A 12,801-nucleotide genomic window follows, 5' to 3' on the forward strand; every position below is an offset into this window, starting at 1 on the left:
GTGCCGGTCCAACTAAGCTCAAGACAGGTTTTCGTGAGTGCTTAATTGGTTGTATCTATGGCTCGATAGAGCACGTGGATTAACTTGCGAAAATAGACAATAAAAAGCATATGACGAGATGCTTATTTGCCATCAGAGAGTGATAGTCTCCGTTTTTGCTGGGTCGGGTGCGTCTTTTTGTCACGTATCTGAATAACCTGCCGATAAAACAGACATGGCCGCTCGGCACTGAGTCTGTGGCGGACCAGCGGACCATCTGCGAGCTTCACACATTGGGGTAATTATAATGAGCACAAGCACAGCCTTGGGCGGCGAAGCCGTTCAGCCTGCGTTCTTGTCCAAAGAGCGCATTATCGCCAAGCCAGGTTTCAACCGTTGGCTTGTTCCACCTGCAGCATTGGCCATCCATCTTTGTATCGGTATGGCTTACGGCTTCTCGGTATTCTGGTTGCCGCTGTCGAAGGCTATCGGTGTTACGGCACCTGTCGCTTGCACACCGGACATGGGTTTTTTCGCGCAGATGTTCGCGTCGACCTGTGACTGGCAGATCTCCATGCTGGGCTGGATCTACACACTGTTTTTCATTTTCCTGGGTTGCTCGGCTGCCATTTGGGGTGGCTGGCTGGAGCACGCAGGTCCACGCAAGGCGGGTGTGGTTTCGGCCCTCTGCTGGTGTGGTGGCTTGCTGATTTCCGCACTGGGCATTTATACGCACCAGATCTGGCTGATGTGGCTGGGCTCGGGCGTGATCGGCGGTATTGGTCTGGGGTTGGGCTATATCTCTCCGGTATCGACCCTGATCAAGTGGTTCCCGGACAAGCGCGGCATGGCGACCGGCATGGCGATCATGGGCTTTGGCGGCGGCGCGATGGTGGGTGCACCGCTGGCTACGGCTCTGATGGGGCACTTCGCTTCGGCTGAAAGCGTTGGCGTATGGCAGAGCTTCGTGGTGATGGCGGTGATTTACTTCATCTTCATGATCGGCGGTGCACTGGGCTACCGCGTTCCGCCAACCGGCTGGAAACCTGAAGGCTGGACCGCTCCGGCTGCCAAGGCCAAGAACTCGATAATCACCAACCGTCACGTGCACGTCAGCGTGGCCTGGAAAACACCGCAGTTCCGTCTGGTCTGGCTGGTGCTGTGCCTGAACGTATCGGCCGGTATCGGTATCCTGGGCATGGCTTCGCCGCTGCTGCAGGAAGTCTTCGCCGGTAAACTGCTGGGCCTCGACCTGACCTTCAGCCAGCTCAATGCCGACCAGCTGAAAGCCATTGCTGCGATTGCAGCCGGCTTCACCGGTCTGTTGAGTCTGTTCAACATCGGCGGTCGTTTCTTCTGGGCTTCGTGCTCGGACTTCATCGGTCGCAAGGCAACTTACTTCGTATTCTTCGCACTGGGCTTCCTGCTGTATGCGTCGGTTCCGACCCTGAGCCATATGGGTAGCATCGCGCTGTTCGTAGCCGCTTTCTGTATCGTGCTGTCGATGTACGGTGGCGGTTTTGCGACGGTTCCGGCTTATCTGGCTGACCTGTTCGGTACGCAGATGGTCGGCGCGATCCACGGTCGTCTGCTGACTGCCTGGGCTGCGGCCGGTGTGCTGGGTCCGGTATTGGTCAACTACCTGCGTGAGTATCAACTCGCCCACGGTGTTGCACGTGCCGACGCCTACGACATCACCCTGTACATCCTGTCGGGTCTGCTGGTGCTGGGCTTTATCTGCAACCTGCTGATTCGTCCGGTTGCCGACAAGTACTTCATGACCGACGCCGAACTGGCGGCTGAACAAGCCATCGGTCACGACAAGGGTGCCAACGCCACGACTTCGCTGGAGTGGAAAGCATCCGCAGGCAGCAAGCCATTGGTCATCGCCGCCTGGCTGGCCGTAGGCATCCCGCTGGCATGGGGCGTCTGGATTACCCTGCAAAAAACCGCAGTGCTGTTCCACTAAAAGCCTGCCGGTAACAGAAAAGCGCTTGCACCTCGGTGCAGGCGCTTTTTTTTGCCTGGGTTTTGGTGCGCTGCGCTTTTGATCATCGCGTCCGGATTTTATTCGTCGCGATAGTCATATTCAGTTGACCCTATGTACTCGATGCACTGCCCGTTCCGGTGCATACGCTGCTACATTAGTCAGCCCTGATTTTATTGCCCGAAGGAGTTGTTTGCATGCTAGCCCACGTGGAGTCATACGCCGGTGATCCGATCCTTTCGCTGATGGAGACCTTTGGCAAGGACTCGCGTGCGGACAAGGTCAATCTGAGCATCGGCCTGTATTACGACGCACAGGGCCGCATCCCGCAGTTGGCATGCGTAGCAACGGCGCAACAGCAACTGGCCGAAGGCGAACAGGCAGCGTCCGTGTACCTGCCGATGGAAGGCCTGGCAGCGTATCGGCAGGCGGTGCAAACCCTGTTGTTCGGTGCCGATCACCCGCTGGTTCAGGCAGGCCGCGTCGCCACCATTCAAACCGTGGGTGGCTCGGGCGCGCTGAAGATAGGTGCCGACTTCCTCAAGTATGCGTTTCCGGACTCACAGGTCTGGGTCAGTGATCCGACCTGGGAAAACCACAACGCGCTATTCGGCGGGGCGGGCTTCAAGGTCAACGCGTACCCGTACTTCGATGCCCAGACCGGCGGCGTCAGGTTCGAGGCCATGCTCGACACGGTAAAGGGGCTGCCTGCGCAGAGCATTCTCCTGCTGCACCCGTGCTGCCATAACCCGACCGGTGCCGATCTGACGGTGGCGCAATGGGACCGCCTGATCGACGTGATCAAGGATCGTCAGCTCATCGCCTTCCTGGATATCGCCTATCAGGGCTTCGGCAAAGGCATTGACGAAGACGTCTATGCCATCCGGGCGATGGCCAACGCAGGTATCACAACGCTGGTCAGCAACTCGTTCTCGAAAATCTTCTCGCTGTATGGCGAGCGGGTAGGTGGGCTGTCGGTGGTCTGTGAAGACGCGGCGTCCGCGGCCAACGTGTTCGGCCAGCTCAAGGCGACTGTGCGCCGCAACTACTCCAGCCCGCCTGCGCATGGTGCCTTCCTGGTCTCGAAAGTGCTCAACACGCGGCACTTGCGTGAGCAGTGGCTGGGTGAAGTCGAGGCCATGCGCCTGCGTATCATCGACATGCGCACGCGTCTGGTCGAGGTGCTGGCGCAGAAGGTCTCCGGCCACGATTTCAGCTTTATCCTCAGGCAGAACGGGATGTTCAGCTACACCGGTCTGACCCCGCAGCAGGTCGACGAACTGAAAGATGTTCACGGCATTTACATGCTGCGCAGTGGCCGAGTGTGTATGGCAGGTTTGAATGAAGGGAATATCGACAAGGTATGTGACGCAATCGCGAGCCTCTTCGCCCGTTAAATACCCTGCTGGTCGTCTGTTTGCTTCATGGCGGGCGCTTCTGGGCCTATAATGCTCGCCTTTTTTTCGCCCAATGATTTTGCGGAGCTGGTGATGGCCGAACGTAAGGCGTACGTCGAGCGCAATACTCTGGAAACCCAGATCAAAGCCTCGATCAACCTGGATGGTACCGGAAAGGCCCGATTCGATATCGGCGTGCCTTTCCTTGAGCACATGCTCGACCAGATCGCCCGGCACGGGCTGATCGATCTGGACATCGAATGCAAGGGCGACCTGGCAATCGACGATCACCACACGGTGGAAGACGTCGGTATCACCGTGGGCCAGGCGTTCAGCCAGGCGATCGGCGACAAGAAGGGCATTCGTCGTTACGGCCACGCCTACGTGCCGCTCGACGAAGCGCTGTCGCGCGTGGTCATCGACTTCTCCGGGCGTCCGGGCCTGCAGATGCATGTGCCGTATACCCGCGCCACTGTAGGCGGCTTCGATGTGGACCTGTTTCAGGAGTTCTTCCAGGGCTTCGTCAACCACGCGAACGTGACGCTGCACATCGACAACCTGCGTGGCACCAACACTCACCACCAGATCGAGACCGTGTTCAAGGCTTTCGGTCGCGCGCTGCGCATGGCGGTCGAGCTGGATGAGCGTATGGCCGGGCAGATGCCATCCACCAAGGGTGTGCTCTGATGCAGACAGTTGCGGTCATCGATTACGGCATGGGCAACCTGCACTCTGTCGCCAAGGCGCTGGAGCATGTGGGCGCAGGCCGTGTGCTGATTACCAGTGACGCCAAGGTGATTCGCGAAGCCGACCGCATCGTCTTTCCGGGTGTGGGCGCGATTCGCGACTGCATGGCCGAGATTCGCCGTCTGGGCTTTGATTCGCTGGTTCAGGAAGTGAGCCAGGATCGCCCGTTTCTGGGGATCTGCGTCGGCATGCAGGCGTTGCTCGACAGCAGCGAAGAGAACGGCGGCGTGGACTGCATCGGCATGTTTCCCGGCCAGGTAAAGTTCTTCGGCAAGGACCTGCATGAGGAAGGCGAGCACCTGAAAGTGCCGCACATGGGCTGGAACCAGGTCGCTCAGGCGGTGGATCACCCGCTGTGGCATGACATTCCGGACCAGGCGCGTTTCTACTTCGTGCACAGTTTCTATATCGACGCTGCCAATCAGCGTCAGGTGGTCGGGCGTGGCCATTACGGCCTAGATTTCGCCGCCGCGCTGGCCGACGGTTCGCGTTTTGCCGTGCAATTTCACCCTGAAAAGAGCCACACCCACGGCCTGCAGTTGCTGCAGAACTTCGCCGCCTGGGATGGTCGCTGGTAAGCGCATGAACAAAGCCAAGGGCAAGCCGCCGATCCTGACCCTCTCGCCCGAGCATGAGCAACAGGCGATCGACAAGCTCAAGCGCCTGTTCGCAGAGCGCTTCGAGCTGGATCTGGGCTCGTTCGAAGTGGCTGAAGTCCTCGAGCTGTTCACGCGCGAGATTGCCCCGCATTACTACAATCGCGCCATTTTCGATGTTCAGCAGCAGCTCAAGGAGCGCTTCGAGAGCATCGAAAGTGACTTGTGGGCACTCGAAAAGAATTAGATAAAGCAGCTTCAAGCGTTGAGCTTCAAGCCGCAAGAATCAGTGAGTACGCATACTTGCAGCTAACCGCTTGCAGCTTGCCGCTCTTTCAGACCAAGGAATAAGCATGCTGATTATCCCCGCTATCGATCTCAAGGACGGCGCTTGCGTGCGTCTGCGTCAGGGCCGGATGGAAGATTCCACGGTGTTCTCCGATGATCCGGTGGCCATGGCCGCCAAGTGGGTCGAGGGTGGCTGCCGTCGTCTGCATCTGGTCGATCTGAACGGTGCGTTCGAAGGTCAGCCGGTCAACGGTGATGTGGTCACGGCCATCGCCCGACGCTACCCGAACCTGCCGATCCAGATCGGCGGCGGCATCCGTTCGCTGGAAACCATCGAGCATTACGTCAAGGCGGGCGTGAGCTACGTCATCATCGGCACCAAGGCCGTCAAGGAGCCCGAGTTCGTGGCCGAAGCCTGCCGTGCGTTCCCCGGCAAGGTGATTGTCGGTCTGGATGCCAAGGACGGTTTCGTCGCCACCGACGGCTGGGCTGAAGTCAGCTCGGTGCAGGTCATCGATCTGGCCAAGCGTTTCGAGGCCGATGGCGTATCGGCCATTGTCTACACCGACATCGCCAAGGACGGCATGATGCAGGGCTGCAACATCCCGTTCACCGCGGCATTGGCGGCTGCCACGCGGATCCCGGTGATCGCTTCGGGTGGCATCCATAACCTGGGCGACATCCAGGCGCTGCTGAATGCGAAGGCTCCGGGCATCATCGGCGCGATCACCGGCCGTGCGATTTACGAAGGCACGCTGGATGTGGCCGAAGCTCAGGCGCTTTGCGACCGCGAACAACGCTGAACAGCTGGAGATTGACCCTGTGGCCCTAGCCAAACGCATTATCCCTTGCCTGGACGTCGACAACGGTCGAGTGGTAAAGGGCGTCAAGTTCGAAAACATCCGCGACGCAGGCGATCCGGTGGAAATCGCTCGTCGTTACGATGAGCAGGGTGCCGACGAAATTACATTCCTCGACATCACCGCCAGTGTCGATGGCCGTGACACCACGCTGCATACCGTCGAGCGCATGGCCAGTCAGGTGTTCATCCCGCTGACCGTTGGCGGCGGCGTGCGTACCGTGCAGGACATCCGCAACCTGCTCAATGCCGGTGCCGACAAAGTCTCGATCAACACGGCTGCGGTGTTCAACCCCGAGTTCGTCGGTGAAGCCGCCGCGCGCTTTGGGTCGCAGTGCATCGTGGTCGCCATCGACGCCAAGAAGGTCTCCGGTCCGGGCGAAACCCCGCGCTGGGAAATCTTCACCCACGGCGGGCGTAAACCCACCGGGCTGGACGCGGTGGTCTGGGCGAAAAAGATGGAAGACCTGGGCGCTGGCGAGATCCTGCTGACCAGCATGGACCAGGACGGCATGAAGAACGGCTTCGACCTGGGCGTCACGCGCGCCATCAGCGATGCGCTGGGTATTCCGGTGATTGCTTCGGGTGGCGTCGGTAACCTCGAGCACCTGGCTGCCGGCGTCATCGAGGGCCACGCCAGCGCTGTGCTGGCGGCGAGTATTTTCCACTTTGGCGAATACACGGTCCCCGAGGCCAAGGCTTACATGGCCAGCCGTGGGATTGTCGTGCGCTAAGTCACTGCGCATAAAGGCGGGCGCCGCTTGTTACAGGCCAAGGGTTTGAAACAGCCGGCGCTCGCTTTGTTTCAGCCCTGTGGCATTTGACTATTGCCTCTAAGCGACATCGCCGGACAGCTTGCTAGACAGTGCGCCGGGTTCACGGCACTCTGCATGCGTCGTTCACGATCGAGTGCCGGAACATGTTCAAACGCCTATTGCTTGCACTGATCGGGGTCGGTGTCTTGTCGAGTGAGGGTGTCCGGGCCAGCGAGTCGACGCCTTATTCCATGGTGTTGCTGACCGAGAACTTCCCGCCGTTCAACATGGCGGTCGACGGCAAGAATTTCGCCCAGGAAAACAACATCGACGGTAGCGCCGCCGAGGTGGTGCGCGAGATGTTCAAGCGCGCGAATATCGGCTACAGCATGACGCTGCGCTTTCCGTGGGACCGGGTCTACAAACTGGCCCTGGAAAAGCCCGGTTACGGCGTGTTTTCCACGACCCGCCTGCCCGAACGTGAAAACCTCTTCAAATGGGTCGGCCCGATAGGTTCCTACGACTGGATCATGTTGGCGCGCGGCGACAGCCCGATCACCTTGACGTCGCTGGGACAGGCCAGGGATTACCGGATCGGCGCCTACAAGGGCGATGCCATTGGCGAGCGTCTGAAAGCCATGGGCTTGAACCCGATTCTGATGTTGCGTGACCGCGATAACGTGAAAAAACTCGCCAACGGCCAGATCGACCTGTGGGCAGTAGGCGATCCAGTGGGCCGCTATCTGGCGAAACTGGAAGGCGTGACGGGCCTCAAGACGGCGCTGCGGTTCAACAGCGCCGAACTTTACCTGGCAGTCAACAAGAGCACGCCTGACGAGGTCGTCAGACGCCTGCAAAAAGCCCTCGATCAGATGCGCGTCGAAGGCTGGGTCGATGCCGCCAAGGCGCGCTATCAGTAACCACTCAACCTGCTGCGGGCGACGGGATGATGTCTTCGCGCAAGGCTGATGGCTGACCGTTGATGTCGTGGGCGTAAGTGCAGATCTTCAACGGCAACGACTGCGCGCGTAATACCAGATTGCGAAATTGCGGCTTGAAACCTTCAGGGGCGGAGCAGTCGGTGGTGTCCGGCTTGCCCATTTTGACCGTGTAGTAGTCGATCAGCCGGTGCTCGTGCGACCAGACGACCGATGTCGCGCCAGATCGGTTTTTGCCGATCTCCATTTGCGGTGCCGGGGTGGGGCCTGCCGGTTGCAGCTCTATGCCAAGCGTCAGTGCATTGCGCATCAGACCGATGCTGGAGCGTTGTTCGGCCGAAGAAACACCGACCATGCACAGCCAGTTGATGCCGATCTGTTTGTCCACAGGGTCATCGATGGCCGCGTCCTGCGAGCTGATCGTATGGCTGTAACCCACCGGGTCTTCGCACTGCATGGCCGAATCGACCTTCTTGTAGCGATACAAGGGCGTGGCGACCATGAAGCGCAAGTCCCAGGATGGATAGACATTCCTGCCCTCGGCATCCAGTTGCACCCTGGCATGCTGTGCGGGCTGCCGGCCCAGCGTTTCGAAATCGACCGAGAAGGCTGGAAACAGATCGCAGACTGCCGGGTCCGTACTCAGCGTGCCGCTGACGAAACACTTCTTCAACAGCGTGACCGGGTTGCCATAGTTGCTGTCGGCGACCATCGGCGGAAAGCCGGGTATTTCATCACTGAGGTCTTCGATCGGGGTATCTGAAGATGCTTGGTTGGTGAGGTTCATGACCGCATAGAGCTCGCCGTTGTCACGGGTCAGCAGCGGACTGCCGGACGCGCCCGTACCGACATCCCGGCACTGATTGCGTACGGTGTGACGCCAGACCCAAGGCGGCTCCATGATCACCTCCGACGTCTGGTGAACACAGGCCGCCATGCGCAGATGCCCGGTATCCTTGTCGAGCGGTGCGCCCACCCACAAGATATCGCGACCCTGTTCGGGCATCTCCCTGGCGAGCCTGATCGGCTGAATACCGTCGTTGACGAGCGTTTCAAGCGTGGGCTGCAACTCGACGACCGCCAGGTCGACACCCTGCATGCTGCTCCAGCTGACGCGCTTCAATGGATAGCTGCGGGCCTTGCTGTCAGTGAAGAAATTGAACTGCACGCTGCCTTCGACTTCGCCATCGGTGATGATCACGCCATTCTGACGATTGATACAGTGGCCGCTGGTGATTACGTAGGCGGGCGCGTCAGACGGGCTGTCGACGCTTCGGCTATCGATCAGCGTCGCCGTACAGTTTGACCCTGACCTGCTGTTGATACGGCCAATGCCGTTCCAGTGGTCGCGCGAGCCGTCGGCGTTGAGCAGGGCTGTCGAAGGTGCGAGAGCCATCAGCCCTTCGCCCAGGTCTGCAGGTGTGGCGTGGATGGAAAAAGGCAGCAGTGCGGCGACGCAGCACGCCCCCGTCATCATGGTCGGTTTCATCATCAATCCCTGATAAATGTGTCTGGGCCCCCGTCATTGGGGGCACCTTCCTTTAAGCCGGAATTGACACGTCTATCAAGGCAGAAACGGTGGTGGACACGGAAAGTAGATTTGTCGGACTTAGCGTATGGAAAGTGCTGACGCGCAAGAGGCGCGATCAGCGATATACCCCATTCTTGCCATGCGCCGCACTCGCCTGATTGCCGCGTTCGCTGATCATGCTGCGCAGGTCGATCCATTCGACGCCTTGCGCTTTGAGGTTGGGCAGTTCGCGTTCCAGGACGTCCAGCGTGACAGGGTAGGGGTGGCCGATAACCACGGCCGAGCCATATTTGCGGGCGATTTTTATCGCGGTCTGTAATTGGCGGGTGATGGCTTCTGCAGTGCGTTCGTCGTCCAGGAACACGTCACGCGAGACGCTGGCCAGCCCGATACGCTGCGCCTCGGCGGCCGCCACGGTTTTCGCACTGGTGCGGCTGTCGACGAAAAACAGGTGACGACGCTGTAGCTCGGCCATCAGCCAGGTCATGGCGACCGGCTCGGCGGTCATCCGGCTGCCCATGTGGTTGTTGATACCGGCTGCATACGGCACTTTCAGCAGGGCAGCATTGAGACGGCTTTCCAGCTCGGGCAGTGGCAGTTCGGGGTGCCAGGCGTAAGGACCAGTCGCGGGGTCCATGGGCATGTGCAGCATGACCGTTTTGCCTGCGCGATGAGCTTGGCGGGCAAACTCGGTGGCATGCGGGGTGTCGGGCATGATCGCCAGGGTGACCGGGCCGGGAAGCGCCAGTGTGCGGCTGTCGCGATCCTGGTTCTGGCCCAGGTCGTCGATGATCAGGCTCAGGTAAGCCTTGGGCGGTTTGCCGCTGTTCTCGGCTGGCGCTGCATGAGCAACGCCAGTGATCGAGAGGGTCAGCAGTAGCAGAGCCAGAAAGCGCATCCGTCAGTTGCCGCGGGTGATGCTCAGCCCTTTGAGCAGGCTGAGTGCCTGGCTGAGCTGGAAGTCGTCATCCTGCGGACGCGCCTTGGCGGCTGCGCCACTCTTGACGGTCGGTTTGTCTGCGCCGCCGTTGCCATTGCCCAGGTGACCCATCAGGTCGGCTTCCTTGTAGTTCTCGCCGTCCGCTTCGTTGGTGACCTTGGCCCGGCGTACCACGATGTCCGGGTTGATGCCTTGGGCCTGGATCGAGCGGCCGTTCGGCGTGTAATACAACGCGGTGGTGATCTTCAGGGCGCGATCGTTGTTCAGCGGCAGGACAGTCTGCACCGAGCCTTTGCCGAAGGTGTCAGTGCCCATCAGGATGCCGCGCTTCTGGTCTTGCAGGGCGCCGGCAACGATTTCCGATGCCGAGGCGCTGCCGCCGTTGATCAGCACTACCAGTGGCACGCCTTCGCTAGCGTCCGCCGGGTCTGCCGAGAAACGCAGTTCGGAGTTGGCGATGCGGCCTTTGGTGTAGACGATCAGACCCTTGGTGAGGAAGTGATCCGCCACCTGCACCGCCGATTGCAGCACGCCGCCCGGGTTGTTGCGCAGGTCGAGAATCAGGCCACTCATCTTCTTGCCGTTGTCCTTGCGGAATTTGGCCAGCGCCTTGCCGACTTCGTCACCGGTCTTGACCTGGAACTGGGTGATGCGGATATAGCCGTAGCCATTTTCCAGCATCTGCGCCTTGACGCTCTTGACCTGAATGGTTGCCCGCGCCAGGGTCACGTCAAACGGGGTGCCGCCATCGCGAACCAGCGTCAGGGTGATCTTTTCGCCGATCTTGCCGCGCATCTTGTCGACCGCTTCCTGCATGTTCTGGCCCTGGGTCGGCGTGCCGTTGATCTTTACGATCAGGTCGCCTGCCTCGATGCCAGCCTTGGACGCCGGTGTGTCGTCGATGGGCGAGACCACCTTGACCAAACCGTCCTCGACGCCGACTTCGATGCCCAGCCCACCGAACTCGCCGCTGGTGCTTTCCTGCAGCTCCTGGAAATCTTCCGGTCCGAGGTAGGCAGAGTGCGGATCAAGGTTGCTGAGCATGCCTTTGATGGCGTTCTCCAGCAGGGTCTTGTCGTCGACCGGCTCCACGTAGGCCGCCTTGACCCGGTCCATGACCTCGGCAAAGGTGCGCAATTCGTCGAGCGGCAGCGGTGGCTTTGCGGTGGCATTGGTTTTGGCGGGCGAGACTGCTGCAGGCGTGGCTGGCGCGGTCTTTTCGGCAGCTTGCGCCAGAGGCGCGCCGATAACGATGGCAATTGCCAGGGCCAGCGAGGTGAGGCGGGACAAATGCAGCATGTCTAACGAACTCCTACAAATATTGACGCCGACTTATCCTTGAGTGCGGCACCATTGGGCCGGATCGCTGGGGCGACCCTGCTGACGAATAGCAAAGTACAACGCTGCCGTGTCCTGACCGCCACTATTGCCGACCGTGGAAATCGCTTCACCGGCTTTTACAATGTCACCTGCCGACTTGAGCAGGCTCTGGTTATGCCCGTAAAGGGTCAGATAGCCGTTGCCATGGTCGAGAATGACCAGAAGCCCGGCACCGCGCAACCAGTCGGCGAACACCACTCGTCCGCCATGCACGGCACGTACCTGGCTTCCGGCTGCGGCGCTGATCATGACGCCGTCCCATTTGGTACGTTCGTCATCACCGCGGGCTTCACCGAAACGCGCAAGCAGTCGACCATCGATAGGCCATGGAAGTTTTCCCTTGGCCTGTGCAAAAGGTCCGCCATAGGAAACACCGGCACTGGAAACGACTGCGCCGGGGGCTTTGACCGGGCGACGCGGTGCCGGTTCATCATCGCTTTTGCTACTGCTGTTGCTGCTGTTATTGCGGGCGACGGCTTCAGCTTCGCGCTGACGCTTCTCTTCCGCCTCGCGGGCGGCAACCAGCGCCTTCTGGCGAGCTTCTTCGGCTTCCCGTGCCTGGCGGGCCAGGGTTTCTTCGATGGTCTTGAGGACTTTGGCCAGATCGGCCTGATCCTGCTGACGGGCCTGCATTTTCTGATCGCGGGCCTTGTAGTCCTGATTCAGCTTGGCCAGCGCCTGCTGACGTTCCTGGCGAACCTTGGCCAGCTCTTCGCTCTGGCTGTCCAGACTGCTTTTCTGCACCAGTAGTTGTGCCTGTTGCAGGTCGATGTCTTTTTCGACATTGGCCAGCTGGCGCAGGGTTTCATTGAAGTTGCGTAGCTGCTCCAGGCGCGCCTGGCTCAGGTAATCGTAATACGTGAGGGTTCGGGCGAACTTCTCGGGGTGTTGCTGGTTGAGCAATAGCTTGAGGTACTCCTGGCGGCCACTCTGGTAAGCGGCGCGGGCCTGGATGGCGATCAGGCGTTGCTGTTCAACGCGGGCGCTGTTCAGTTTCTTTTTTTCACTGTCGAGCTTTTGCAGCTCGGTTTCGGTCTTTTTTAGTTCCTTTTGCAGGACCTCGACCTGCTTTTCCAACTTGCCCATTTCGGTTTCAGTGGTGCGCAGGTCCTTCTGGACGCCTGCACGTTCTTCCTGAAGCTTGCCCAGGACTTTTTGCAGCTCCGCCACATCCTGACGCGCAGCATCTATCTGTTTTTGGGTTTGCACACGCTCGTCTTCGGCAAACGCCGGATTGAGCAGGCAGATCAGAGCAAGGGCAATCAAGGCGCGAAGCATGTGGGTGGGCGATACCGAGGAATTGTGAGAAAAAATGTCAGGCCTAGTATGCCCGCCATGCGCTGCAAAAAAAACGCCTCGCAGCCACTGCTTTGAGGCCTGAAACATAAAAAACCGGCCTTGCCT

General features: G+C 59.8%; 12 protein-coding genes. 8 read left to right on the plus strand and 4 right to left on the minus strand.

Annotation, left to right across the window (positions count from 1 at the left end):
• The first annotated feature begins 286 nt into the window (after positions 1–286).
• From JOE34_RS07380 to JOE34_RS07415, 8 genes are all read left to right on the plus strand, one after another.
• On the plus strand, positions 287–1,948 hold the full coding sequence (locus tag JOE34_RS07380) for an OFA family MFS transporter (protein WP_209995410.1): 1,662 nt from the start codon (positions 287–289) through the stop codon (positions 1,946–1,948).
• A gap of 215 nt (positions 1,949–2,163) precedes the next feature.
• Positions 2,164–3,363 (plus strand): amino acid aminotransferase, encoded by a 1,200-nt coding sequence (locus JOE34_RS07385; protein ID WP_209995411.1) that lies wholly within the window; start codon positions 2,164–2,166, stop codon positions 3,361–3,363.
• 93 nt (positions 3,364–3,456) lie between these two features.
• Positions 3,457–4,050 carry an imidazoleglycerol-phosphate dehydratase HisB gene (gene hisB / locus JOE34_RS07390; RefSeq protein ID WP_002551454.1) on the plus strand — a complete coding sequence of 198 codons (594 nt, stop codon included), beginning with the start codon at positions 3,457–3,459 and terminating at the stop codon, positions 4,048–4,050.
• Positions 4,050–4,688 carry an imidazole glycerol phosphate synthase subunit HisH gene (gene hisH / locus JOE34_RS07395; protein WP_003318304.1) on the plus strand — a complete coding sequence of 213 codons (639 nt, stop codon included), beginning with the start codon at positions 4,050–4,052 and terminating at the stop codon, positions 4,686–4,688. Before hisB ends, hisH begins: the two co-directional genes overlap by 1 nt.
• 4 nt (positions 4,689–4,692) lie before the next feature.
• Positions 4,693–4,953 (plus strand): DUF2164 domain-containing protein, encoded by a 261-nt coding sequence (locus tag JOE34_RS07400; protein WP_003318303.1) that lies wholly within the window; start codon positions 4,693–4,695, stop codon positions 4,951–4,953.
• Between the two features lie 106 nt (positions 4,954–5,059).
• Complete coding sequence (hisA, locus tag JOE34_RS07405) at positions 5,060–5,797, plus strand: 1-(5-phosphoribosyl)-5-[(5-phosphoribosylamino)methylideneamino]imidazole-4-carboxamide isomerase (RefSeq protein ID WP_003372206.1); 738 nt, start codon at positions 5,060–5,062, stop codon at positions 5,795–5,797.
• A 19-nt stretch (positions 5,798–5,816) separates the two neighbouring features.
• Positions 5,817–6,587: an imidazole glycerol phosphate synthase subunit HisF gene (gene hisF, locus JOE34_RS07410; protein WP_010406513.1), complete on the plus strand. Its 771-nt coding sequence runs from the start codon at positions 5,817–5,819 to the stop codon at positions 6,585–6,587.
• 185 nt (positions 6,588–6,772) lie between these two features.
• Positions 6,773–7,528: an ABC transporter substrate-binding protein gene (locus JOE34_RS07415; RefSeq protein WP_003394380.1), complete on the plus strand. Its 756-nt coding sequence runs from the start codon at positions 6,773–6,775 to the stop codon at positions 7,526–7,528.
• A gap of 4 nt (positions 7,529–7,532) precedes the next feature.
• Here JOE34_RS07415 and JOE34_RS07420 read toward each other — a convergent pair whose 3' ends face one another.
• From JOE34_RS07420 to JOE34_RS07435, 4 genes are all read right to left on the minus strand, one after another.
• Positions 7,533–9,035, minus strand: a complete 1,503-nt coding sequence (locus JOE34_RS07420) for a serine protease (protein ID WP_010406520.1) — start codon at positions 9,033–9,035, stop codon at positions 7,533–7,535.
• A gap of 157 nt (positions 9,036–9,192) precedes the next feature.
• Positions 9,193–9,975: a divergent polysaccharide deacetylase family protein gene (locus tag JOE34_RS07425; protein WP_024683576.1), complete on the minus strand. Its 783-nt coding sequence runs from the start codon at positions 9,973–9,975 to the stop codon at positions 9,193–9,195.
• A gap of 3 nt (positions 9,976–9,978) precedes the next feature.
• On the minus strand, positions 9,979–11,316 hold the full coding sequence (locus JOE34_RS07430; protein ID WP_003427326.1) for a S41 family peptidase: 1,338 nt from the start codon (positions 11,314–11,316) through the stop codon (positions 9,979–9,981).
• 33 nt (positions 11,317–11,349) lie between these two features.
• Positions 11,350–12,675, minus strand: coding sequence for a murein hydrolase activator EnvC (locus tag JOE34_RS07435; RefSeq protein WP_003427330.1), 1,326 nt, complete (start codon positions 12,673–12,675; stop codon positions 11,350–11,352).
• Between the last annotated feature and the right edge of the window lie 126 nt (positions 12,676–12,801).

This window comes from Pseudomonas sp. PvP028 (assembly GCF_017832255.1).
Lineage (GTDB): Bacteria > Pseudomonadota > Gammaproteobacteria > Pseudomonadales > Pseudomonadaceae > Aquipseudomonas > Aquipseudomonas syringae.

Coding starts and splice junctions, on each gene's coding strand:
- JOE34_RS07435 (WP_003427330.1), bottom strand. CDS start 12,675: ATGCTTCGCGCCTTGATTGCCCTTGCTCTGATCTGCCTGCTCAATCCG.
- hisB (WP_002551454.1), top strand. CDS start 3,457: ATGGCCGAACGTAAGGCGTACGTCGAGCGCAATACTCTGGAAACCCAG.
- JOE34_RS07415 (WP_003394380.1), top strand. CDS start 6,773: ATGTTCAAACGCCTATTGCTTGCACTGATCGGGGTCGGTGTCTTGTCG.
- JOE34_RS07385 (WP_209995411.1), top strand. CDS start 2,164: ATGCTAGCCCACGTGGAGTCATACGCCGGTGATCCGATCCTTTCGCTG.
- JOE34_RS07420 (WP_010406520.1), bottom strand. CDS start 9,035: ATGAAACCGACCATGATGACGGGGGCGTGCTGCGTCGCCGCACTGCTG.
- JOE34_RS07400 (WP_003318303.1), top strand. CDS start 4,693: ATGAACAAAGCCAAGGGCAAGCCGCCGATCCTGACCCTCTCGCCCGAG.
- hisA (WP_003372206.1), top strand. CDS start 5,060: ATGCTGATTATCCCCGCTATCGATCTCAAGGACGGCGCTTGCGTGCGT.
- JOE34_RS07425 (WP_024683576.1), bottom strand. CDS start 9,975: ATGCGCTTTCTGGCTCTGCTACTGCTGACCCTCTCGATCACTGGCGTT.
- JOE34_RS07380 (WP_209995410.1), top strand. CDS start 287: ATGAGCACAAGCACAGCCTTGGGCGGCGAAGCCGTTCAGCCTGCGTTC.
- hisH (WP_003318304.1), top strand. CDS start 4,050: ATGCAGACAGTTGCGGTCATCGATTACGGCATGGGCAACCTGCACTCT.
- JOE34_RS07430 (WP_003427326.1), bottom strand. CDS start 11,316: ATGCTGCATTTGTCCCGCCTCACCTCGCTGGCCCTGGCAATTGCCATC.